Here is a 21,563-nt window from a genome sequence, read left to right on the forward strand (position 1 = left end):
CGCTGCGGCGCCCTTTTCATTCGTGCGATGCAGAGGAGAGCGCATCGACTGTGCCGCCGATGAGATTGCGGCTGAGCAGATGCTCCGTTGTCAGGTCGAAGCGCACCGGCGTGAGCTTCGAGGGAAGCGAGGCGATCCAGTCCTTCAGCTGCCGCGCCGCTGCCACGGCTTCGCCCCGCTCCACGGCCCTGAAGCGCACTTTGGTGCCGGAGCGCATCTGCGCGAAGCGGGCGAGATCGGCGCTGATCACGGTGGCGATCTTCGGATAGCCGCCCGCCGTCTGTCGGTCGCGCATGAGCACGATCGGCTGTCCGCTGCCCGGCACCTGAATATGACCGTCGACGATCCCGTCCGACACGATGTTGAAGCCCTTGGCGTGCTCGAGCTTGGGGCCGGTGAGCTGAAAGCCCATCCGGTCTGCCTGGGGGCTGATGGTGAACTCACTTTCCAGAAACAAATGAATGCTTTCCGGCGTGAAGTAATCATCCTGCGGCCCCAACATGACGCGGAGAGGACCGGTCTCTTCAAGAACATCGACCGTCAGCTGCATCGGCTCGCCCGCTTGCGCCTCCGGTCGGCAGGGCAGGCGGTTTCCGGCCTGGAACGGCGACCCTTTCAGGCCTCCGAGGCGTGAGCGCAGATGGAACGACAGGCTGCCCAACTGCGGTTCGACCGCGAGGCCTCCGGCCACCGCCAAATACGCGAAGGTGCCGGTGCGCGGGTGCCCCACCTCCAGGGCTTGGCCTTCTCTCAGCACGAAGGATGTGAGAGGCGGGACGGGGACGCCGTCGATGCTCGCAGACGCGCCCGCTCCGGCGACGGCGAGATGCAGGTCGCCGCCCTCAACCGTGAAGGCGCCGCCGAGATTGACGAACTCGATTGTCCCCATGTCGGGCGGATTGCCGACGAGCGCATTCGCCATCGCCAGGGCGCGGCGGTCCATGGCGCCTGAGGGCGAGACGCCGAAGCCCTGATAGCCGAAGCGGCCGCGATCCTGCAGGGCGGTCATGGGGCCGCAGGATTTCACCACGAGGTCGATCATAGGCGAACCTCCTCGGCTACCGGCTCGCCGGCCTTAACGGCTTTCTCCATTGCATCCCAGCGCGAGGCATCGACGGGCTCGAAGACGATCTCGTCGCCGGCCGCGAACAGGAAGACCGGATCGCGCTCCGGTGCGTAGGGGCGCACGGGCGTCAGGCCGAGATTGTGCCAGCCGCTCGGCATATCCATGGGGGCGATGCCAGCCTGTTCGCCGCCGATCATGATCGTGCCGGCGGGGATCTTTGCCCGGGGATGAACCCGGCGTGACGTGGCTATCCGCTTGTCGAGGCCGCCGAGATAGGTGAACCCCGGCAGAAAGCCGATCATGTAGATGCGGTAGACGGCCGACGAATGGATGTCGATCACCTGGGCGGGCGTCAGACCGTGGATCTCCGCCACCTCTTCCAGGTCGCTCCCGTATTCGCCGCCATACACCACCGGCACGCGCCAGCGCCGGCCCACAGCGTGGCGAGGCGCGAGATCCTTCGTCTCCTCATGGAGGAGCCCCACAAGCGCGTCGTAGTCGGTCAAAGCTGGATCGAACTGGATGGTGAGGGAGCGGTAGGTCGGCACGGTCTCGATCAGCCCGGCCGGAGCACGGGCGCGGACGATCTCGTCAAGGGCCAGGACCATGGCGTTAAGCGCAGGGTCGATCGTGCTCCCGAACTCGACCGTCAGGGCGCTGTCGCCGCAGGGAAGAATCTTTGGTGTTGGCACCACGCCCCCATCGCGTTGTCGAAAGGCATCCGATCCATCTCATATCGGCGCCTGCCAGACAACGGCAGCGAAGAGGAAAGGGACATGCGCCCGGCACATGGGAGGAGCGGCACAAGGCGTCTGTCCCTCATGCTTCTTTTTGCTAGGCTCACCTCCACTTCGATCTTTGTGGTATGCCACCTGCCATCTGATGCCTGGAGCCCAGGCCCAAGCGGAGAAGACCATGACCTTGACATCGAAGACAGCCGTCGTCACCGGCTCGACCAGCGGCATCGGCCTGGCCATTGCCCGGGCGCTCGCCAAGGAAGGTGCGAATATCGTCCTCAATGGATTGGGTGACGAGGCCGAGATCGAGAAGACCCGCGCCGGGATCGAGATCGAGTTCGGCGTGAAGGCGGTCTATTCGCCGGCCAACATGCTCAAAGCCGACGAGATCGAGGAGATGGTTCGGCTCGGCGAGCGCAGTTTCGGCAGCGTCGATATCCTGGTCAACAATGCGGGCATACAGTTCGTCTCGCCCATCGAGGACTTCCCGGTCGAGAAGTGGGACCAAATCATCGCGATCAATCTCACATCGGCTTTCCACGCCATCCGCGCCGCCGTGCCCGGCATGAAGGCGCGCAAGTGGGGCCGCATCATCAACACGGCATCGGCTCATTCCCTCGTGGCCTCGCCCTTCAAGTCAGCCTATGTGGCGGCCAAGCACGGTATCGCAGGCCTTACCAAGACGGTGGCGCTGGAAGTGGCGACGCATGGCATCACGGTGAACTGCATCAGCCCCGGCTATGTCTGGACGCCCCTCGTCGAGCGGCAGATCCCCGACACCATGAAGGCGCGCGGGCTGACCAAGGAGCAGGTGATCAACGACGTGCTTCTGGAGGCTCAACCCACCAAGCAGTTCGTCACCGTCGATCAGGTGGCGGCACTCGCCGTGTTCCTGTGCTCGGACGCAGCGAGCCAGATGTCTGGTGCTAACCTGTCGATGGATGGCGGCTGGACGGCGAAGTAAAATTAGGAAACGAGACTTGCGAGGGGTTTACCCCCTCGCAAACGCGTCCGTCGCCTCGATGAGATGATGCGTGATGCCCGGCTCGCTCACCGCGTGACCCGCATCCGGCACCATGATGAACTGCGCCTCGGGCCAGGCCTTGTGCAGGTCCCAGGCGGTCTTCGGCGGCGTTGCGATGTCGTAGCGGCCCTGGATGATCACGCCGGGAATACCCTTGAGGCGATGGGCGTTGCCGATGAGCTGCCCCTCCTCGAACCAGCCCTCGTTGACGAAATAGTGGTTCTCGATCCGGGCGAAGGCGATGGCGTAGTGCTCGTCGCCGAACTGATCGCTGTATTCCTGGTTGTGGAGCAGCGTGATCGTCTCGCCCTCCCACAAGCTCCAAGCGCGTGCGGCCCTGGCCTGAACGGCCGGATCCGGATCGATCAGGCGCTTGCGGTAGGCCGCCATGAGGTCGCCACGCTCTGCCTCGGGGATCGGCGCGAGAAAACACTCCCACTTGTCGGGGAAGAGCCACGAAGCGCCCTCCTGGTAATACCAGAGCAGCTCTGAGCGACGGAGGGTGAAGATCCCGCGCAGCACGAGCTCCGTGACGCGCTCCGGGTGCGTCTCGGCATAGGCGAGCGCCAGGGTCGAGCCCCAGGAGCCGCCGAACACCATCCACTTGTCCACACCGATCATTGCGCGCAGGCGCTCGATGTCGGCCACGAGGTGCCAGGTGGTGTTGGCCTCCAGGCTGGCATAGGGCGTGGAGCGCCCGCACCCGCGCTGATCGAACAGCAGGATGCGATATTTTTTCGGATCGAACAGCCGACGCTGGGTCGGCGTGCAGCCGCCGCCCGGCCCGCCATGCAGGAAAACCACGGGCTTGCCGTTCGGGTTGCCGCACAATTCCCAATAGACCCGATGGCCGTCGCCCACATCGAGCATGCCGGTCTCATAGGGTTCTATTTCGGGGTAGAAACTGCGCATGGCTTGAGCACTCCTGCAGAGAGAGCCCATCCATAGCCGGGGGAGCGGTCCGTGTCAGCATGGCTGTTCATTCCTAAGCCGGCTTTCAAACCCCTAGCGCGTCGTGCAACTGTCATATAGTTTTGCAACTGGGGAACACGGGTAAAAGCCCAACCACACTGGAGGACTACAATGCTGACCAAACGCGCTAGCCTGAAGCTGGCAACCGCTCTTGCCGCTCTCATGGTCGTCGGATCGGCTGAGGCTGCCGAGAAACTGCGGCTCCTGACCTGGTCTGGCTATGCGCCGGCCGATATCGTGGCACAATTCACGAAGGAGACGGGCATCGAGGTCGAGGTGACGACCTCGAACAACGAGGAGATGATCTCCAAGTTGCGCGCCACGCAAGGTGCCGGCTTCGATCTCGCCCAGCCGAGCCAGGACCGCATCGCGGGCCCGCAGGCGGAGTTCGGCATCTACAAGCCGCTTGATGTCTCCAAGCTGAAGTCCGACCAGTTCATCGCTTCCATGCTCGAGGCGACCAAGAAGAACACCACGGTCGACGGCAAGGTCTATGGCGTTCCCCACATCTGGGGCACGGACGGTCTCGTGGTGAACACCAAGGCCGCCCCCAAGGTCGCCGACTACAATGATCTCTGCGATCCGTCGCTTGCCGGCAAGACCAGCTTCCGCGCCAAGCGCCCGGCGCTGATCGCCTTCGCCTTCGCCAACGGCATGGATCCCTTCGCAGCCTATGGCGATGCGAAGGCCTATGCCGCCCTGATGGACAAGGTCGGCGCCAAGCTCGCCGAGTGCAAGAAGAACGTGAAGTTCTTCTGGGAAGGCTCCGATCAACTCCTCAATGCCGCTCGCTCCGGAGAGATCGTCGCCGCCATGGCGTGGGATACGGGTGGATGGAAGCTCAACGCCGAAAACCCGGACATGAAGTTCATCGCACCGAAGTCGGGCGCGCTCGGCTGGGTCGACACCTTCGCGATCCCCGCCAAGGGCCGCAATGACGATGCCGCCTATAAGTGGATCAACTTCAACATGCGTCCGGAGATCGCCGCAAAGGTCGCGGCTGCCGCCGGCAACTTCACGGCTTCGAACGGCGCCGACAAGCTCATGGAAGGCAAGCTGAAGGATCAGTTCGCCGAGAGCTTCCCGAAAGCCGCCATCGACAACATCCGGTGGTATCCGGCCGTGCCGGCTGGCCTCGAAGAAATCGAGGGCAAGGTTCTCGACCGCCTGAAGGCCGGTTCGTAAATCTCCATCGTTATGTCTCGTCATCCCCCGGCTTGCCCGGGGGATGACCCTTTGTATCGGCAGCGTCATGGCCTCTTCCACCGATCTCGACATCGTCAACGTCACCAAGCGCTTCGGCTCGCATGCCGCCGTCGATGACGTGAGTTTCAGCGTTGCCCCCGGTGAGTTCTTCTCGATTCTAGGACCCTCCGGCTGCGGCAAGACCACCCTGATGCGCATGATCGCCGGGTTCGAACATCCGACGAGCGGCGACATCCGCATCCGCGGCGCATCGATGATCGGCGTTCCGGCCAACAGGCGCCCGGTCAACATGGTTTTCCAGAGCCTTGCGCTCTTTCCCATGATGAGCGTCGGCGAGAACGTGGCTTACGGCCTGACCTGTCGCGGCGTGTCCCGCGCGGATGCTGAGGAGCGCGCAAACCGCATGCTGGAACGCGTCGGCCTCAAAGGCTTCGGCGACCGGCGTGTGACGGCCCTCTCGGGTGGACAACGGCAGCGCGTGGCGATTGCCCGCTGCCTCGTGCTGGAGCCGACCCTCGTGCTCCTCGACGAGCCCCTTGGGGCGCTTGATCTCAAATTGCGCGAGCACATGAAGATCGAGCTCAAGCAGCTGCAGGGTACATTCAACACCACCTTCGCCTACATCACGCACGACCAGTCAGAAGCGCTCGTGATGTCGGACAGAATCGCTGTGATGAACCAGGGACGGTTCGAGCAGGTGGGAAGCCCGCGCGAACTCTATCACAATCCGGCAACGCCGTTCGTCGCAAGTTTCGTGGGTGAGACGAATCGCCTGCAGGGCGAGGCGGCCGCCGCTTCCAATGGCACCATTGCCGTGCGCCTGTCGTCTGGCGCCATCGTGCAGGGCCAGGGGAGCGCAGCCGCGAAGGCGGCTCTTGCCTTCGTGCGCCCTGAAGCTGTGGCCCTCGCTCAGGATCCTTCACCATTGAGCAATCTGCCCAACCGCTTCGAGGGCCGCATTTCGGCGGTGCTGTTCGACGGTGCCGCGTCGAGCCTCCTGATCGACACGGCAGGCTTTGAGCAGCCGGTGCGTGCGGTGCTGCCGCAGGCCGGGCCGCTCGCTGGCATCGAGGTCGGCGCGCCGGTACATCTGGGCTGGACGGCGGATGCAATGAAGGTGTTTGCCGCATGATCGCGAAGCAGGCCTCACGCCTCACGCTCTTCCTGTTGCTTGCCCCCGCCATCCTGTGGCTCGGGCTGCTCATCGTGCTGCCGCATGTGGAGATCCTCGTTCTCTCCTTCAGCGAGCGCATCGCGCCGCGGGTCTATGCCTTCGGGTTCGGCAACTACCTCGAGTTCTTCACCGAGCCGCTTTACTGGCGCACCTTCGCGCGCACGGCGTTCATGTCGATCCTGGTGACGGCGCTCACGCTGGTGCTCGCCTTTCCCATCGCGCTCTACATCGCCCGCGTGGCGCAGGGGCGCCTCAAGGCGATGCTGCTGCTGCTCTGCCTGCTGCCATTCTGGGTGTCGGAGCTGGTGCGCACGCTCGGCTGGATGATCCTTTTGCGCGAGACCGGCGTGATCTCCTACATGCTCCGTTCCATCGGGCTTGCGAGCCAGCCGGTGGAGCTTCTCTACAATGACGGCGCGGTGATCCTCGGCCTCGTCTATGGCGGATTGCTGTTCATGATCGTGCCGCTCGCCAATGCGCTGGAGAGCCTGGAGCCCGCGGTCGTGGAGGCGGGATACGATCTCGGCGGCAGCCGCTGGACGGTTTTGCGCCGCATCGTCATTCCCCATGCCATGCCCGGCATCGTGGCAGGCTGCATCATCGTGTTCATGCTGACCGTCGGCAATTTCGCCACGCCGGTGCTGCTCGGGGGCAAGAACGGACTATGGTTCACGGAGCAGATCTACGCGCAGTTCATCACCCGCTTCAACTGGCCCCAGGGCGCCGCTTTCGGCATGCTGCTCCTGCTGCTCTCCTCGGCCATCGTGTGGCTGGGCCTGCGGCTGACGGGCCAGAGCCTCGGCACCACCCTGAAGCAGGCATGACGCCATGAACCGACCATCCCTCGCCTGGAAATTCTACATCGCGGCGTTCTATCTCTTCCTGTTCGCGCCGCTTTTGGTCGTTGCGATCTTCGCCTTCAACGCGAGTCCGTTCCCGTCGCCGCCCTGGCGTGGCTTCACGCTGGAATGGTTCACCGGTTCCGGCGCAGCCGTCGGCAAACCCGGCGTGCTGGTGGATCCGATCTGGCTCGAGAGCATCGGCAACAGCTTCAAGGTTGCCATTCCAGTGGCGCTGCTCGCCGTGCTCCTCGGCACGGTGAATGCCTGGGTGCTGGAGCGGGCCGAGTTTCGCGGCAAGACCTTCGTGGCCATGATGATGCTCTGGCCGCTCGTCATTCCCGGCGTGGTGCTCGGCATCTCGATCCTGGCCTTCTTCTCACGGCTTGCGAACGGTCTCGAGGATTGGCTTCAGACCGATCTCGATCTTCTGCGCCCCGGCCTGCCGCTCGTGGTGCTGGGCCAGCTCTCCTTCATCCTCACCATCGCGACGCTCATCATCGCTGCGCGCCTCCGCAAGTTCGACCGTTCGCTGGAGGAAGCTGCCTTCGATCTCGGCGCCAGCCGGGCACGGGTGCTGCGCACCGTCACGCTGCCGTTCTTGAGACCCGCGCTCATCGGCGCTGGCCTCGTGGCGCTGCTCATGTCGTTCGAGAACTTCAACACGACCCTGATGCTCGTGGGCTCCGAGGCGCCGCTGCCGATCGCCATGTACGGCCAGATGCGTGAGGGCGCGTCGCCGGCCATCAACGCGGTGAGCCTGTTGCTCATGCTCGGCGTCGGCGGCATCGCGAGCGTGTTTGCGCTGACCGCGAAGGCGGAGCGGTGAGGCTTAAGCCTCACCGTCCCCAGGTGCGCTCCAGAACGTTGATCCAGTTCTCGTAGCAGAGCTTGCGCAGGGTGGCCTCGTCATAGCCGTGGCGGCGCATGGCGTCGACGAGGCGGGGCAGGCCGCGCACGTCGCCGATCTCGGCGGGAATTGTCGCACCGTCGAAGTCGGAGCCGAAGCCGACGCCGTCCACGCCAACCTTCTCGATCAGGTGATCCATGTGGCGGATCATCTCCTCCAGGGGCGTGTCGTCGTTGCGCATGCCGTCGGGGCGGATGAACGAGGTGGCGAAGTTGACGCCCACCATGCCGCGGCTCTCACGGATCGCGCCGAGCTGTTTGTCGGTCAGATTGCGCGAGTGCTTGCAGATCTCCCAGGCATTGGAATGGGTGGCGACGAGCGGCGCGTCCGAGAGCCGTGCCACGTCCCAGAAACCCTTCTCGTTCAGGTGCGAGAGATCGATCATGATCTTAAGGCGATTACAGGCCCGCACCAGCTCGATGCCGCGGTCCGTGAGACCCGGCCCTGTGTCAGGCGTCGAGGGATAGCGGAACGGCACGCCGTGGCCGAAGATGTTGGGGCGGCTCCAGACGGGGCCAATGGAGCGCAGGCCGCTCTCGTAGAGCACGTCGAGCATATAGAGATCGGGGTCGATGCCTTCGGCCCCTTCGATGTGCAGGATCGCCGCGAGCTTGCCGGTATCGATGCAGTGGCGGATATCAGCTGCATTGCGGCAGATCTTCACCTCACCCTTTGAGGCGCGCTCGATGCGCATGAGCAGCGCAGCCATATGCACCGTCACCTGCTGGCTCGTCGGGAGCGGGAGCTGCGAGGAGAGGGGCACATCGTACCGCGCTTGGGCCATCAACTCGTCCACGTCGACGCCCACGCTCTCGGATGGCACATAGACGGCGAAGAACCCACCGACGAAGCCGCCCTGCTTCATGCGCGGCCAGTCGAGGTGGCCGATATTGTCGCCTTCCAGGAAAGCCTGTTCGGGCTGGATCTTGCCGCGCATCAGGCGCAGGAGCACGTCGTTGTGGCCGTCGAAGACAGGCATCAGAGCAGAGCTGGACATCGGTTCACATCAAAATGGGTGGCGGAAAAAGCGTATTTAAGCGGCAGGAGCCTGGGCCGGTTGCGGGGCAACCCGCGTGAAGCCCTGGCTCGCCTGGATCAGCGACTGCGTATAGTCGTTCGTGGCCACGCCTGAGCGCAGGGCAGCAGAGGTTGTCTCCTCAACGGCTTCACCATGCTGCATGACGAGCAGGCGCTCGCACAAATGGGCCACGACGGCGAGGTCGTGACTGACCAGGATATAGGTCAGGCCGAGCCTCCGGCGCAGGTCGTCGAGCAGGTTCAGGATCTCGGCCTGCACGGAAGCGTCGAGCGCGGAGGTCGGCTCGTCGAGGAGCAGCACCTTCGGACGCAGGATCAGCGCGCGGGCGATGGCGATGCGCTGGCGCTGGCCGCCGGAGAGCTGGTGCGGATAGCGGAAGCGGAAGGACGGGCCAAGACCTACCTCCTTGAGAGCCTGGAGGATGCGCGCCTCCCCATCCTTCTCGCCATGGATGGCGAGCGGCTCGGAGAGCGTGCGGTCGACCGTATGGCGCGGATGCAGCGAGGCGTAGGGGTCCTGGAACACCATCTGGACCGTGCGATAGAAGGCCTTGCCGCGCGGCGTGGTGACCTGTTGTCCATCGACGAGCACGCGACCGTTGGTGATCGGCGCCAGGCCGCAAATGGCACGCAGCACGGTCGACTTGCCGGAGCCGGATTCGCCCACGAGGCCATAAGCAGCCCCCGGCTCCACATGGAAGCTCACGTTCTTGACCGCATCGACCCGCATGCGGCCGGTGCCGTAGACGACTTGAAGATTCTGGATATCGAGCATCGTTACAGCGCCCAAGTCACAATGCCCATGCGGGATCGCGGTTCAGGGTGGGGAGCGGACGAACGTCGTCCGCAAGCGTCGGCAGGCAGCGCATGAGGCCCTGCGTATAGGGATGCTGCGCCTCCCGCAGGTTCTTCGCTTCCAGCTGCTCGACCACGCGGCCGGCATACATCACCAGCACCCGGTCGCAGAAGGAGGAGACGAGCTTGAGATCGTGCGAGATGAAGATCAGGCCCATGCCGCGTTCCGAGACAAGCTCATCGAGGATGCGCAGTACCTCCATCGAGACCGTCACGTCGAGCGCCGAAGTCGGCTCGTCGGCAATGAGCAGGTCAGGATCGGTGACCAGCATCATGGCGATCATGGCGCGCTGCCCCATGCCGCCGGAGACCTCGTGCGGATAGAGGGAGAAGACACGGCCGGGATTGCGCATCTTCACCGCCTCCAGCATGGCGAGCGCCTTGTCGCGGGCTTCCGCCTTGCTGGCTTTGGCATGCGCCTGATAGGCCTCGATGATCTGCTCGCCGATGGTCATGACCGGGTTCAGCGAGTATTTCGGGTCCTGCATCACCATGCTGATGCGCCCACCGCGCAGGGTGCGCAGGGTTCTCTTCGAGGCGGTGAGCAGGTCGATGCCGTCGAAGGCGAGGCGTTTTGCCGTCACCTCGCCGGGGGGAGGGGTCAGGCCGAGGATGGCGCGGCCCGTCTGCGATTTGCCGGAGCCCGACTCGCCCACGATGCCGAGGCGTTCGCGGCCGAGCTGGAACGACACGCCGCGCACCGCTTCCACGGTGCCGGTGCGCAGGTGAAAGCGGACGCGCAGGTCTTCGACGTCGAGAAGCGGCTTGGTCATTTGGCAGCCTTCGGATCGAGAACGTCGCGCAGGCCGTCGCCCAGCAGGTTGAAGCCGAGGCTCACCACGAAGATAGCGATGCCCGGCATGGCGGCGACCCACCATTGATCGATGAGATAGTTGCGGCCCGTGGCCACCATGGCGCCCCATTCCGGCATCGGCGGCTGAGCGCCGAGACCAAGGAAGCCGAGGCCTGCCGCCGTCAGAATGATGCCGGCCATGTCGAGCGTCACGCGCACGATCAGCGAGGACAGGCAGAGCGGCACCACGTGGCCTAAGATGATGCGCGGCGTGGAGGCACCCTGCAGTTTCACCGCCGCGATGAAATCGCTGTTGCGGATCATCAGGGTCTCGGCGCGGGCAATGCGGGCATAGGGTGGCCAGGAGGTGATCGCGATGGCAATGATGGCGTTCTCGATGCCTGGTCCTAAGGCCGCCACGAAGGCGAGCGCCAGGATGAGGCGCGGGAAGGCCAGGAAGATGTCGGTGATGCGCATCAGCACCGTATCGACCCAGCCGCCGAGATAGCCCGAAACGGTTCCGACCAGAAGCCCGATGGGCGTTGCGATCAGCGCCACGAGAACGACGATGAAGAGGGTGACGCGGGAGCCGTGGACGATGCGTGAGAAGATATCGCGGGCCTGATCGTCCGTACCGAGCCAGTAGGTCTCGCTCGGCGGCAGGAGACGCTCGGTGCGCAGGTCCCCGCCGGTGATCGGCGAATAGGGCGCGATGACGTCGGCGAAGATCGCCACGAGGATCAGCAGAAGCACGATGCCGAGACCGACGACGGCGAGCGGGTTTCGGGAAAATGCACGCCAGCCGAGATAGAAGCGGCCGAGGCGCGCCTGCCAGCGGGAATGCGGCTCCGGGGACAGCAGCCAGGCACGCATGCCGGACGGCTCGGAAGCCAGGGGAAGAGGGGCGCCGGTCATCAGCGGGTCCTCGGATCGAGCAAGCGGTAGAGCAGGTCGGAGACGAGATTGAGCAGCACGAAGGCGGTCCCGATCACGAGGGTTCCACCGAGCACCGCGTTCATGTCCGCGTTCTGCAGCGAATTGGTGATGTATTGGCCCAGGCCCGGCCACGCGAAGATCGTCTCGGTGAGAACGGAGCCTTCCAGCAGGTTGGCGTAGGACAGGGCGATCACGGTCACGAGGGGCACGGCCGCATTGCGCAGGGCATGGCGCCAGATCACCCTCATCTCGGACAGGCCTTTGACGCGCGCGGCAATCACGTATTCCTGCGCCAGCTCGTTGAGCATGAAGGAGCGGGTCATGCGGCTGATATAGGCCAGCGAGAAATAGCCGAGCAGGCAGGCGGGCAGGATGATGTGTGAAACCGCGTCCCAGAACGCGTCCCACTGACCCTGCATGGCGGTGTCGAGGAGAACGATGTTGGTGACCGGCGTGTAGAGATAGGAATAGGTCACGTCGATACGGCCCGGTCCCGCTACCCAGCCGAGCTTGGCGTAGAAGACCAGCAGGCCCATGAGGCCGAGCCAGAAGATCGGGATGGAATAGCCGGCAAGGCCCAGCACGCGCACGAACTGGTCGATGAAGCTGCCGCGCTTCACCGCGGCCAGGATGCCGAGCGGGATGCCGATGATGACGCCGATCAGGGTGCCGAGAGTGGCAAGCTCCAAGGTGGCCGGAAAAGCGTTGGCGATGTCCGTCAGCACCGGATTGGTGGTGAGGACCGAATTGCCGAAATCGCCCGTGACGGCCTTCTTCAGGTAGATCCAGAACTGCTGCGCCAGGGGCAGATCGAGGCCGAGTTCCTGGCGGACGCGTTCGTACACCTGCGCAGGAGCCCGGTCGCCCACGATGGCGATCACAGGGTCGATGGGCACGACGCGGCCGATGAAGAAGGTGACGGCGGCAAGGCCGAGGAGCGTCGTCAACAGGACGATGACGAACTGTGCGATGTTCTTAAGGGAGGAGCGGAGGGCACTTGCGTGCCCTCCGCCCTGGTTCACGACTGCTGAAACCATCGAAGTGTTAGTTCTTCTTTGTCTGAGACATATCGTTGTCGCTGAACGACGGACCGAGGACGAAGTTGTCCACGTTCTTGCGCACAGCCGCAACTTCGGTCTGCTGCAGGAAGATCACGAACGGGCTGTCGTCGAGAACCGACTTCTGCAGTTCCTTGTACATCTGTGCACGCTTCTCTGCGTCGCGCTCCATGACGGCAGCGCGGGTCTTGGCGGTCAGCGGGCCCGGATCCCAGGCATTGCGCCATGCAAGGGGCTTCGCCTTTGCACCATCCGAGTTGTCGTCATTGGCCGCGAAGGTGTCGGCGTTTGAGTTCGGGTCCTGATAATCCGAGCCCCAGTTGCCGATATAGATGTCATGCTGGCGGGCGCGGTACTTGGTCAGGGCCTGCTTCGAATCCATCGGCAGAATTTCCAGCTTGATGCCGGCCTGCCCGAAGGTCGACTGCATGGCCTGAGCGACGCCCATGATCTCGGGGGTGGAGCGGGTGTCCATCGTGACCGAGAAGCCGTCCTTCAGGCCAGCCTTGGCGAGGAGCTCCTTCGCCTTGGCGACATCGACCTTGTAGGGAGTTGTCGTCTCGGCGCCGAGGAAGCCCTTGGGCAGGAAGTTCTGGTGAACCTCACCTTTGTACTTCATGATCGTGTCGGCAATGGCCGAGTAGTCCACGAGGTACTTAAGAGCCAGACGAACTTCGGGCTTGGACAGGTTCGGGTTCTTCTGGTTCAGGCCGAGATAGTAGATCGTCCCCTTCGGAGCGCTCTGAACCTTGACGTCCGGATTCTTGGACATCGCGGTGATCTCTTCCGGATTCAGGCTGCGGGCCACATCGATGTCGCCCTTCTCGAGCAGCAGGCGCTGGCTCGCGGTTTCCTTGATGTGGCGATAGATGACGCGGGCGAGAGGGGTCTTCTTCTCGTAGTTGGGGTTGCGCTCGAGAACGAGGACTTCGTTGGCCTTCCAGTCGCGCATGATGTACGGGCCGGAGCCGGCATACTTGGTCTTGAGCCAGTTGTAGCCCCAGTCGCCGTCCTTCTCGTTCTGGACGAGCAGCTTCTTCTCAACAATCGAGGCTACCGAGTTGCCGAGGCAGTAGAGAACCAGGGTCGGGGCGTAGGGCTTGTCGACCTCAATCGTGAGCTCGAGCGGACCCGTCTGCTTGATCTTGTCCTTCACGTTGTCCTTCGTGAAGCCGAACTGGCCCAGGATGAAAGCCGGGGACTTGTCGAGCGCTACGGCGCGGTGGAGCGAGTACACCACGTCCTCGGCCGTGATGTTGCTGCCCGAGGCGAACTTCTTGTTCGGGCGGATCTTGAAGGTGTAGGTCTTGCCGTCCGGCGAGACGGTCCAGGACTCGGCGACCTGTCCGGAGATCTTGGAGACATCCTTGATGTCGTAAGTGATCAGCCGCTCATAGGTGTTGCCCAGGATCTCGGAGGCGCTGAGCTCGAACACCTCGGCGGGATCGAGAGAGATGATGTCGTCCATCTGCCAAGCTTGGACCAGAGTGTCAGCTGGCGTGGCTGCCTGTACGGCAGAGAAGGAGGTTGCCATCACGGTGACCATGGCGGCGGATAGGATAAATTTCGGTAATGTTCTCATAGGCCAGTTCCCTCGCAGCGCTGGGTGCGCTTCTTGTGCGCCCGTATGAATGCAAATCACACAGGTTCTGTCGAGTCTACCAACTGGTTACTAACTGGTAAACATTGCGCAGCATGCCTAAAGGCCGGGCAGGGGCGCTTCGAGTTGGCTTGAAGGGGAAAACTGTGGCAAAGGCTCCCCGACCTTTCTTGATCGGATGAAGCCTGTGTCTGAAGAAGCCAAAAAACCCGGTGCCAACACCATGTGGGGCGGACGGTTCTCGTCCTCGCCGAGTGCGCTCATGGAGGCCATCAACGCCTCCATCGACTTCGACAGGCGATTGGCCGCCCAGGACATCCAGGGCTCCATCGCCCATAGCAGCATGCTGGCCAAGCAGGGGATCATCGCCGAGAGCGACCGGGACGCCATCCACCAGGGCCTCCAGCGCGTGCTGGGCGAGATCGAGTCCGGCTCATTCGCCTTCTCCACGGCGCTCGAAGACATCCACATGAACGTGGAAAGCCGCCTGCGCGAGATCGTCGGCGATCCGGCGGCCCGGCTCCATACGGCCCGCAGCCGCAACGACCAGGTGGCGACGGATGCCCGGCTCTGGGTGCGCGAGGCCCATGACCGGACCGACGAGCAGCTCACCAGCCTGATCAAGGCGCTCCTCGATAAAGCCGAGGCCCATGCCGGCACCGTCATGCCGGGCTTCACCCATCTCCAGAGCGCCCAGCCGGTGACCTTCGGGCATCACCTGATGGCCTATGTGGAGATGTTCGGTCGCGACCGCAGCCGCATCCGCGATTCCCGCCGGCGCCTGAACGAGTGTCCTCTGGGGGCGGGTGCACTTGCTGGCACGTCCTTCCCCATCGACCGGCACATGACCGCCAAGGCGATGGGCTTCGACGGCCCGACCCGCAATTCTCTAGACACGGTCTCGGATCGCGACAGCCTGCTCGAGTTCATGGCAGCAGCTTCCATTTGCGCCGTGCACCTGTCACGTCTTGCGGAAGAAGTTATCATTTGGATGTCAGCTCCGTTCGGCTTCGTGCGCCTGCCGGACCGCTGGACCACCGGCTCCAGCATGATGCCGCAGAAGCGCAACCCGGACGCCGCCGAACTGGTGCGCGGCAAGACAGGGCGCGTTATCGGCTCCCTCGTCTCCCTGCTCACCGTCATGAAGGGACTGCCGCTCGCCTATTCCAAGGACATGCAGGAAGATAAGGAGCAGGTCTTCGACGCGGCCGATACCATCGAGATCGTGCTCGCCGCCACGACCGGCATGATCCGGGACCTGGAGCCGGTGCCCGAGCGCATGGCCGCGGTGGCCGGTGCCGGCTTCTCCACAGCGACGGATCTGGCCGACTGGCTCGTGCGCAGTCTCAACATTCCCTTCCGCGATGCCCATCACATCACTGGGCGCATCGTGTCCGAGGCGGAGAAGCGCGGCTGCACCCTGGAGGAGCTGCCGCTCGAGGCCATGCAGGCGGCCGAGCCCAAGATCCACCAGGGCATCTACGACGTGCTGGGTGTGAAGAACTCCGTCCGTTCCCGGACCAGCTTCGGCGGCACGTCCCCGGTCCGGGTGGCCGAGCAGGTCGCCTGGTGGCGGGAGCGGGTCTAAGCCCGGAACACGGCGTTTACCTTGGACTTCGACCATCGCCCGGGCGGCTTGGCCGGGGTCTTGATAGGCCGGAGCGGCGTATCCATATTGCTGACAGCGGCCCGGTTCCGGGCCACTTGAGTGCCGCATCAGCGGGCTCAAAATCAACCGAAGTGCCTCTAACCTTGGGCTTCGAACATGTCGCGTCAGTCGCCCTTCGGGCATCCGTTTATGTTAGGCTTCGATGAGATCGAGCAGGCGCTCGATCGGGTCGCCAAGGCGGCCGGGGACGGTTACCCGCCCTACAACATCGAGCGTCTGGCTCGCACGGACAGCGCCCCCGAGCGCCTCCGCATCACCCTGGCCGTTGCCGGTTTCACCCGGGATCAGCTGGAGGTGACCCTGGAAGAGAGCCAGCTCGTCATCCGGGGACGCCAGTCCGACGACAAGACAAGGCACTTCCTCCATCGCGGCATCGCCGCCCGTCAATTCCAGCGCACCTTCCTCCTTGTCGACGGCATGGAGGTCATGGGCGCGGATCTGTCCAATGGACTGTTGTCGATCGATCTGGCCCGGCCCGAGCCAGAGCGGATCGTCCGCAAGATCGACATCAGCGCCACGGACAAAGTGTGACGGCATCCGCACAAAGGAGATGTCCATGAACTTCGAGATCAAGAACCATCACGAGCCGGTCCTCGACGTGTCCGAACTCGCCACCCTTGGCTTAGGCGAGATGGCCTATGTGAAGCCGCTGGAATCCGACGAGGTCGCCCGGCTGTTTCCCCAGGCCCCCAAGCTTCAGCCCGGCATGCGGCTGTTCGCGCTCCTGTCCGCCAGCGGCGAGCCCATTCTGCTGACCGACAACCATGACGCCGCCGTGGCCAATGCCTGGGCGCATGACTTGACGATGGTGAGCCTGCACTAGGCTCACCAACTCTGCCTTCTTAAGCGATCGCAGCAACCGCCGAGATCAGCCGCTCGATATCCTCCGGCCGCGACAGCCGGTGATCGCCATCCTTGATCAGCGTCATCGATACGCTGTCCCCTGGCAGGTGCTCCACCAGCTCCAGCGCATGGCTCCAGGGTACGTCGGGGTCCTCCATCCCCTGCAGGATATGGACCGGGCAGCCGGTCTGGATCGGCCGGTCGAGAAGCAGGTGGCGGCGGCCATCCTCGATCAGGTTCAGGGTGATGGGGTAGGGGGCGTCGGAATAGGCGGAAGGGCGGTGATAGACCCCGGTCTCCTGAATGCTCCGCCGCAGATCTTCGGGAAAGCGCCCCCACATCAGCCGTTCGGTCATGTCGACGGCCGGAGCGATGAGCACGATGCCTGCGGGGGGCAGGTTTGATCGCTTGTCCATGAGATGGCGTGCCGCCAGGAGGCTGATCCAGGCGCCCATGGAAGAGCCAACGAAGATCGGTCGCTCCCGCACGAAAGTCTCGATCACGGCGAGCGCGTCTTCTAGCCAGCGGGAGATGGTGCCTTCCTCGAAGGTGCCGCCGGACTCGCCATGGCCGCTGTAATCGAAGCGCACGAAGGCGCGGCCGTTCCGCTCGGCCCATTCGTCGAGCGCGGTGGCCTTGGTCGCCCGCATGTCTGACTTGAAGCCGCCGAGCCACACCACAGGCGGACCTTTGCCCTCCCGGGCGAGAACGGCGATGGAGCGAGCATCCTGGCCGGCCGTGACGCTTTGCGGCATGGTTAACTCATCCTCAACTGCTTTGAAGCAAGCGTCATATAGGATTTTTTCGGACGATTCTGTCGGACGATTTTTTGAGAAGGCTCTGACTTCCGTGAGTTTTTCATCGCGACCCGGCGGAGGGATGGCATTTCCGTCCTCTCACGTGCACCCGCTGGCGGGCCGGACCATTCTTCAGATCGTCCCCGAACTGGAGGCGGGAGGGGCGGAGCGCACCACCGTGGACATCGCCGAAGGGCTGGTCCATGCCGGCGCTCGGGCGCTCGTTGCGACCGAGGGCGGCCGGCTGGTGGGCGAACTTCAGACCAAGGGCGGCATCTGGATTCCCTTTCCAGCGGCGTCAAAGAACCCGTTCTCCATGCTCCTCAACGTGCGCAAGCTCGCCCGAATTTGCCATGACGAGCGGGTTGCTCTCGTTCATGCCCGCTCGCGGGCCCCGGCCTGGGTGGGCCTGGGCGCCGCGCGGTCGCTCAACATTCCGTTCGTGACCACCTATCACGGCAGCTATTCCGGCCGCTCGTCGGTGAAGGTCCTCTACAACTCGGTGATGGCGCGTGGCGATGCGGTCATCGCTAATTCCCACTACACGGGCGAGCTGATCCGCTCGGTCTACCCCCAGGCGGGCGAGCGGATCCGGGTGCTTCACCGGGGGACGGACTTCGCCGTGTTCTCACCGCACGCGGTCGCGTCGGAGCGGATCGAGGCCCTGCGCAAGGCCTGGGAGGTGGCGCCTCATGAACGTGTGGTGCTGCTCGCCGCCCGGCTGACGGGCTGGAAGGGCCAGAAGGTGCTGATCGAAGCGGCCGCCAAGCTGCGCGATGCGGGCCTGACCGATGTGGCCTATATTCTTGCCGGCGATCCGCAGGGGCGGGATTCCTACATGAAGGACCTCGATGGCCTGATCGAGGCGAAGAAGCTCAAAGGCATCGTGCGTCGGGTCGGCCATTGCACCGACATGCCGGCGGCCTTCCTGGCGGCATCCGTGGTGACCGTGCCGTCCACAGAGCCCGAGGCTTTCGGCCGCTCGGCCGTGGAGGCACAGGCCATGGGCACGCCGGTGGTCGTCTCAGATCTCGGGGCCGTGCCGGAGACGGTGCTGTCCCCGCCGGCTGTGGCTCCCCACGAGCGGACAGGCTGGCGCATCCCGGCCGGTGATGCGGACGCGCTGGCCGAGGCCGTCGGTGCCGCGCTCAATCTCGGGGCTAGCGCGAGAATCGCTCTTGGCGCCAGGGCCAGGGCCCATGTGGAACATCACTTCTCGCTCGAGCGCATGGTTGCCGGCACCCTGGATGTCTATTCCGCCCTGCTCGAGGGCCGTTTTACCCATAGAACAAGTTGACTTCCCGCGCGTTTGCGCGAAATGTCGAATCATTCGCGGCAAGGCTGAGCATGCACAGCAGAGACCCCTGGGATCTCCGATCCTCGGCCTAGCCCTCAACAGGAGATACGAGCCATTCGCAGACCAATGAGAGCCATGCCGGTGCCGCAGAAGGACGGACCGCGCGCCAACCGAGACATTCGCGGTGTTCGCGAAGTGCAGCTGATCGACGATACAGGGCAGAACCGAGGCGTGATGGCCTTCTTCGATGCCCTGAAGGTTGCCGAAGAGGCAGGCCTTGATCTCGTGGAGATCTCGCCGAACGCCACTCCTCCCGTCTGTAAGATCCTCGATTACGGCAAATTTCGCTTCCTGGAGCAGAAGAAGGCCGCCGAGGCGCGCAAGAAGCAGAAGACGGTCGAGGTCAAGGAAATCAAGCTGCGTCCCGGCATCGATGACCACGATTATGGGGTCAAGATGAAGGCCATGAAGGGCTTCTTCGAGGAAGGCAACAAGGTGAAGATCACCCTGCGCTTCCGCGGTCGCGAAATGGCGCACCAGTCCCTCGGCCTGAAGGTCCTAGACCGGGTCAAGGCCGATGTGGGCGATATCGCCAAGGTCGAGATGGAGCCGAACTTCGAGGGCCGTCAGGTCGTCATGGTTCTGGCGCCCCGCTAAGGGCTTTTCTCGGCAGGAAATTCATGGCCGTCGGGGCACCGGCGGCCATTGCTTTTTGGGCGGTCCTCTGTCATAAGGCCGCCTTCATCGAACCGCCCGGCCGTTAGGGCTGCCGTGGCGGTTTGTTTTGCTCAATGCAGCAATGAAAAGGCTGAAGGGCGGTCTAGGCCGCCTCCGAAGCCTGTCCAAAGGAGAGCCAAATGCCCAAGCTGAAGACGAAGTCGGGCGCGAAAAAGCGCTTCAAGATCACTGGCACCGGCAAGGTCGTTTACGCCCAGGCCGGCAAGCGCCACGGGATGATCAAGCGGTCTAACAAGCAGATCCGCAACCTGCGCGGCACCACGACCATGTTCGAGGGCGACGCGTACAACGTGAAGAAGTTCTTCCTGCCGAACGGCTGAGACAGTTCTTCCCACATCCCGGATTTTGAAGGAGTTATTCCATGGCCCGCGTCAAACGGGGCGTTACCGCCCACGCCAAGCACAAGAAGGTTTTCAAGGCAGCCAAGGGCTTCTACGGCCGCCGCAAGAATACGATCCGCATTGCCAAGCAGGCGGTCGAGAAGAGCATGCAGTATGCGACGCGCGACCGTCGCAACAAGAAGCGCACCTTCCGCGCTCTCTGGATCCAGCGCCTCAACGCCGCTGTTCGCATGCATGACATGACCTATTCCCGATTTATCGACGGTCTCGGCAAGGCTGGGATCGAGGTCGATCGCAAGGTCCTGTCCGAGTTGGCCATCCACGAGCCGGCGGCTTTCGCCGCTTACGTGGAGCGTGCCAAGGCCGCCCTGCCGCAGCAGGCCGCCTAAAGCCGGATAGACTTGAGCTCTCGGTGCGGCTGGCTTTCAGCCGCACCGGCTTACTCCCCCTTCTCCGAGACCATCCGCGCTGACGGCTCATACGCTGTCGGTTGCTCTTTCGCGGCTCGGACGACTTGACGGTTCCCGCGCCGCGCCTCACTCAAGGCGCCTGACTGTGGCGCTTGCATCTGGCCAGGGACCGATGACCGATCTCAACCATCTCGAACATGACCTGCTCACCCAGGTCGAAGCCGCCGGCGACGAGGCGGCTCTTGAATCCGTGCGCGTCTCCGCGCTCGGCAAGAAGGGCTCCGTCTCCGAACTCCTGAAAACTCTCGGCGCCATGACGCCCGAGGAGCGGAAAGAACGCGGCCCGCTCATCAACGGCCTGCGCGACAAGGTTCAGGGCGCGATTGCAGCCAGGAAAGAGACGCTCGGGGAAGCGGCCCTCGAAGCCCGGCTCTCCGCCGAGCGCATCGACGTGACGCTGCCGGTGCCCGAGGCGCCTGAATCCCGCGGCCGCATCCACCCGATCAGCCAGGTGATCGAGGAACTGACGGCGATCTTCGCCGATATGGGTTTCTCCGTGGCCGAGGGGCCGGATATCGAAACCGATTATCTGAACTTCACAGCGCTCAATTTTCCCGAAGGCCATCCGGCCCGTGAGATGCACGACACCTTCTTCCTCGCCCCCGATGAGAAGGGCGAACGCAAGGTGCTGCGCACCCATACCTCGCCAGTCCAGATCCGCACGATGACCTCCAAGGCGCCGCCGATCCGGGTGATCATTCCGGGCCGGACCTACCGGCACGATTCCGACCAGACCCACACGCCGATGTTCCACCAGGTGGAAGGCCTCGTCATCGACAAGCAGGCCAACATCGCACACCTCAAGTGGATCCTGGAGGAGTTCTGCAAGGCGTTCTTCGAGGTGGATCAGGTGAAGATGCGGTTCCGGCCGTCCTTCTTCCCCTTCACCGAACCTTCGGCTGAAGTGGACATCCAGTGTTCGCGCAAGGGCGGCGAAATCCGCTTCGGCGAGGGCACCGATTGGCTCGAGATCCTGGGTTGCGGCATGGTCCATCCGAACGTGCTGCGCAATTGCGGGCTCGATCCGGATGAGTACCAAGGCTTTGCCTGGGGCATGGGCATCGACCGCATCGCCATGCTGAAATACGGCATGCCGGACCTGCGCCCCTTCTTCGAGGCCGATATGCGCTGGCTGAATCACTATGGATTCCGCCCGCTCGATATCCCAAGCCTCGTCAGCGGCCTGACTTCCTAAGCGGA

At 63.8% G+C, this 21,563-nt stretch carries 23 protein-coding genes; 13 read left to right on the top strand and 10 right to left on the bottom strand.

The annotated features are described in order from the left end of the window. Nucleotides 1–16 precede the first annotated feature (16 nt). Entirely contained in the window at nt 17–1,042 is a 1,026-nt protein-coding gene (locus tag I2H36_RS13400) for a 5-oxoprolinase subunit C family protein (protein ID WP_196264405.1), read from the bottom strand. Continuing rightward, nucleotides 1,039–1,758: a 5-oxoprolinase subunit PxpB gene (pxpB, locus tag I2H36_RS13405; protein WP_196264406.1), complete on the bottom strand. Its 720-nt coding sequence runs from the start codon at nt 1,756–1,758 to the stop codon at nt 1,039–1,041. Before pxpB ends, I2H36_RS13400 begins: the two co-directional genes overlap by 4 nt. A gap of 223 nt (nt 1,759–1,981) precedes the next feature. Between pxpB and I2H36_RS13410 the strand changes: the two genes are divergently transcribed. Then, the gene (locus I2H36_RS13410; RefSeq protein WP_196264407.1) at nt 1,982–2,767 is read left to right on the top strand and encodes a 3-hydroxybutyrate dehydrogenase; all 786 of its coding nucleotides are present in this window, start codon (nt 1,982–1,984) and stop codon (nt 2,765–2,767) included. Nucleotides 2,768–2,794: 27 nt separating this feature from the next. Here the strand turns inward: I2H36_RS13410 and pip are convergent, their stop codons facing one another. Next, complete coding sequence (pip, locus tag I2H36_RS13415; protein WP_210331070.1) at nt 2,795–3,739, bottom strand: prolyl aminopeptidase; 945 nt, start codon at nt 3,737–3,739, stop codon at nt 2,795–2,797. Between the two features lie 171 nt (nt 3,740–3,910). Between pip and I2H36_RS13420 the strand changes: the two genes are divergently transcribed. The 4 genes from I2H36_RS13420 (at nt 3,911) to I2H36_RS13435 (ending at nt 7,847) form a co-directional block, all read left to right on the top strand. Continuing rightward, nucleotides 3,911–4,984, top strand: coding sequence for an extracellular solute-binding protein (locus I2H36_RS13420; RefSeq protein WP_196264409.1), 1,074 nt, complete (start codon nt 3,911–3,913; stop codon nt 4,982–4,984). A 67-nt stretch (nt 4,985–5,051) separates the two neighbouring features. Further along, nucleotides 5,052–6,137: an ABC transporter ATP-binding protein gene (locus tag I2H36_RS13425; protein ID WP_196264410.1), complete on the top strand. Its 1,086-nt coding sequence runs from the start codon at nt 5,052–5,054 to the stop codon at nt 6,135–6,137. Further along, complete coding sequence (locus tag I2H36_RS13430) at nt 6,134–7,003, top strand: ABC transporter permease (protein ID WP_196264411.1); 870 nt, start codon at nt 6,134–6,136, stop codon at nt 7,001–7,003. The genes I2H36_RS13425 and I2H36_RS13430 overlap by 4 nt, the downstream gene beginning before the upstream one ends. A 4-nt stretch (nt 7,004–7,007) precedes the next feature. After that, nucleotides 7,008–7,847, top strand: a complete 840-nt coding sequence (locus I2H36_RS13435) for an ABC transporter permease (RefSeq protein WP_196264412.1) — start codon at nt 7,008–7,010, stop codon at nt 7,845–7,847. A 10-nt stretch (nt 7,848–7,857) separates the two neighbouring features. Here I2H36_RS13435 and I2H36_RS13440 read toward each other — a convergent pair whose 3' ends face one another. Genes I2H36_RS13440 through I2H36_RS13465 form a run of 6 tightly spaced genes read right to left on the bottom strand, consistent with a single transcriptional unit; the run spans nt 7,858 to nt 14,190 of the window. After that, nucleotides 7,858–8,925, bottom strand: a complete 1,068-nt coding sequence (locus I2H36_RS13440; RefSeq protein WP_196264413.1) for a dipeptidase — start codon at nt 8,923–8,925, stop codon at nt 7,858–7,860. A gap of 36 nt (nt 8,926–8,961) precedes the next feature. Continuing rightward, on the bottom strand, nt 8,962–9,741 hold the full coding sequence (locus I2H36_RS13445) for an ABC transporter ATP-binding protein (RefSeq protein WP_196264414.1): 780 nt from the start codon (nt 9,739–9,741) through the stop codon (nt 8,962–8,964). A gap of 16 nt (nt 9,742–9,757) precedes the next feature. Beyond that, a complete protein-coding gene (locus I2H36_RS13450; protein WP_196264415.1) occupies nt 9,758–10,594 on the bottom strand; it encodes an ABC transporter ATP-binding protein in 837 nt (278 codons plus the stop codon). Further along, the gene (locus I2H36_RS13455; protein ID WP_196264416.1) at nt 10,591–11,529 is read right to left on the bottom strand and encodes an ABC transporter permease; all 939 of its coding nucleotides are present in this window, start codon (nt 11,527–11,529) and stop codon (nt 10,591–10,593) included. Before I2H36_RS13455 ends, I2H36_RS13450 begins: the two co-directional genes overlap by 4 nt. Next, the gene (locus tag I2H36_RS13460) at nt 11,529–12,587 is read right to left on the bottom strand and encodes an ABC transporter permease (RefSeq protein WP_196264417.1); all 1,059 of its coding nucleotides are present in this window, start codon (nt 12,585–12,587) and stop codon (nt 11,529–11,531) included. The genes I2H36_RS13455 and I2H36_RS13460 overlap by 1 nt, the downstream gene beginning before the upstream one ends. Before the next feature lie 7 nt (nt 12,588–12,594). Beyond that, a complete protein-coding gene (locus tag I2H36_RS13465; RefSeq protein WP_196264418.1) occupies nt 12,595–14,190 on the bottom strand; it encodes an ABC transporter substrate-binding protein in 1,596 nt (531 codons plus the stop codon). Between the two features lie 205 nt (nt 14,191–14,395). Between I2H36_RS13465 and argH the strand changes: the two genes are divergently transcribed. The 3 genes from argH (at nt 14,396) to I2H36_RS13480 (ending at nt 16,700) form a co-directional block, all read left to right on the top strand. Further along, nucleotides 14,396–15,796, top strand: coding sequence for an argininosuccinate lyase (gene argH, locus I2H36_RS13470; RefSeq protein WP_425523308.1), 1,401 nt, complete (start codon nt 14,396–14,398; stop codon nt 15,794–15,796). A gap of 177 nt (nt 15,797–15,973) precedes the next feature. Next, a complete protein-coding gene (locus I2H36_RS13475) occupies nt 15,974–16,408 on the top strand; it encodes an Hsp20 family protein (protein ID WP_196264420.1) in 435 nt (144 codons plus the stop codon). 25 nt (nt 16,409–16,433) lie between these two features. Next, nucleotides 16,434–16,700 carry a BQ00720 family protein gene (locus I2H36_RS13480; protein WP_196264421.1) on the top strand — a complete coding sequence of 89 codons (267 nt, stop codon included), beginning with the start codon at nt 16,434–16,436 and terminating at the stop codon, nt 16,698–16,700. A gap of 19 nt (nt 16,701–16,719) precedes the next feature. Here I2H36_RS13480 and I2H36_RS13485 read toward each other — a convergent pair whose 3' ends face one another. Further along, nucleotides 16,720–17,475, bottom strand: a complete 756-nt coding sequence (locus I2H36_RS13485; protein ID WP_196264422.1) for an alpha/beta hydrolase — start codon at nt 17,473–17,475, stop codon at nt 16,720–16,722. Between the two features lie 124 nt (nt 17,476–17,599). On the opposite strand from I2H36_RS13485, the gene I2H36_RS13490 reads away from it, so the two are divergent. From I2H36_RS13490 to pheS, 5 genes are all read left to right on the top strand, one after another. After that, a complete protein-coding gene (locus I2H36_RS13490; protein ID WP_196264423.1) occupies nt 17,600–18,814 on the top strand; it encodes a glycosyltransferase family 4 protein in 1,215 nt (404 codons plus the stop codon). A 135-nt stretch (nt 18,815–18,949) separates the two neighbouring features. After that, complete coding sequence (infC, locus tag I2H36_RS13495) at nt 18,950–19,471, top strand: translation initiation factor IF-3 (RefSeq protein ID WP_246718803.1); 522 nt, start codon at nt 18,950–18,952, stop codon at nt 19,469–19,471. Between the two features lie 200 nt (nt 19,472–19,671). Further along, nucleotides 19,672–19,872, top strand: a complete 201-nt coding sequence (gene rpmI, locus I2H36_RS13500) for a 50S ribosomal protein L35 (protein ID WP_190843055.1) — start codon at nt 19,672–19,674, stop codon at nt 19,870–19,872. A gap of 41 nt (nt 19,873–19,913) precedes the next feature. Further along, nucleotides 19,914–20,282 carry a 50S ribosomal protein L20 gene (gene rplT, locus I2H36_RS13505; protein ID WP_183446938.1) on the top strand — a complete coding sequence of 123 codons (369 nt, stop codon included), beginning with the start codon at nt 19,914–19,916 and terminating at the stop codon, nt 20,280–20,282. A 193-nt stretch (nt 20,283–20,475) separates the two neighbouring features. Continuing rightward, entirely contained in the window at nt 20,476–21,558 is a 1,083-nt protein-coding gene (gene pheS, locus I2H36_RS13510) for a phenylalanine--tRNA ligase subunit alpha (protein WP_196264425.1), read from the top strand. Nucleotides 21,559–21,563 lie beyond the last annotated feature (5 nt).

It is taken from the genome of Microvirga terrestris (assembly GCF_015694425.1).
Lineage (GTDB): Bacteria > Pseudomonadota > Alphaproteobacteria > Rhizobiales > Beijerinckiaceae > Microvirga > Microvirga terrestris.

Coding starts and splice junctions, on each gene's coding strand:
- I2H36_RS13420 (WP_196264409.1), top strand. CDS start 3,911: ATGCTGACCAAACGCGCTAGCCTGAAGCTGGCAACCGCTCTTGCCGCT.
- pip (WP_210331070.1), bottom strand. CDS start 3,739: ATGCGCAGTTTCTACCCCGAAATAGAACCCTATGAGACCGGCATGCTC.
- I2H36_RS13480 (WP_196264421.1), top strand. CDS start 16,434: ATGAACTTCGAGATCAAGAACCATCACGAGCCGGTCCTCGACGTGTCC.
- rplT (WP_183446938.1), top strand. CDS start 19,914: ATGGCCCGCGTCAAACGGGGCGTTACCGCCCACGCCAAGCACAAGAAG.
- I2H36_RS13440 (WP_196264413.1), bottom strand. CDS start 8,925: ATGTCCAGCTCTGCTCTGATGCCTGTCTTCGACGGCCACAACGACGTG.
- I2H36_RS13460 (WP_196264417.1), bottom strand. CDS start 12,587: ATGGTTTCAGCAGTCGTGAACCAGGGCGGAGGGCACGCAAGTGCCCTC.
- I2H36_RS13410 (WP_196264407.1), top strand. CDS start 1,982: ATGACCTTGACATCGAAGACAGCCGTCGTCACCGGCTCGACCAGCGGC.
- rpmI (WP_190843055.1), top strand. CDS start 19,672: ATGCCCAAGCTGAAGACGAAGTCGGGCGCGAAAAAGCGCTTCAAGATC.
- I2H36_RS13430 (WP_196264411.1), top strand. CDS start 6,134: ATGATCGCGAAGCAGGCCTCACGCCTCACGCTCTTCCTGTTGCTTGCC.
- I2H36_RS13450 (WP_196264415.1), bottom strand. CDS start 10,594: ATGACCAAGCCGCTTCTCGACGTCGAAGACCTGCGCGTCCGCTTTCAC.
- I2H36_RS13485 (WP_196264422.1), bottom strand. CDS start 17,475: ATGCCGCAAAGCGTCACGGCCGGCCAGGATGCTCGCTCCATCGCCGTT.
- I2H36_RS13425 (WP_196264410.1), top strand. CDS start 5,052: ATGGCCTCTTCCACCGATCTCGACATCGTCAACGTCACCAAGCGCTTC.
- I2H36_RS13475 (WP_196264420.1), top strand. CDS start 15,974: ATGTCGCGTCAGTCGCCCTTCGGGCATCCGTTTATGTTAGGCTTCGAT.
- I2H36_RS13455 (WP_196264416.1), bottom strand. CDS start 11,529: ATGACCGGCGCCCCTCTTCCCCTGGCTTCCGAGCCGTCCGGCATGCGT.
- pheS (WP_196264425.1), top strand. CDS start 20,476: ATGACCGATCTCAACCATCTCGAACATGACCTGCTCACCCAGGTCGAA.
- I2H36_RS13435 (WP_196264412.1), top strand. CDS start 7,008: ATGAACCGACCATCCCTCGCCTGGAAATTCTACATCGCGGCGTTCTAT.
- infC (WP_246718803.1), top strand. CDS start 18,950: ATGCCGGTGCCGCAGAAGGACGGACCGCGCGCCAACCGAGACATTCGC.
- I2H36_RS13400 (WP_196264405.1), bottom strand. CDS start 1,042: ATGATCGACCTCGTGGTGAAATCCTGCGGCCCCATGACCGCCCTGCAG.
- I2H36_RS13465 (WP_196264418.1), bottom strand. CDS start 14,190: ATGAGAACATTACCGAAATTTATCCTATCCGCCGCCATGGTCACCGTG.
- I2H36_RS13490 (WP_196264423.1), top strand. CDS start 17,600: ATGGCATTTCCGTCCTCTCACGTGCACCCGCTGGCGGGCCGGACCATT.
- I2H36_RS13445 (WP_196264414.1), bottom strand. CDS start 9,741: ATGCTCGATATCCAGAATCTTCAAGTCGTCTACGGCACCGGCCGCATG.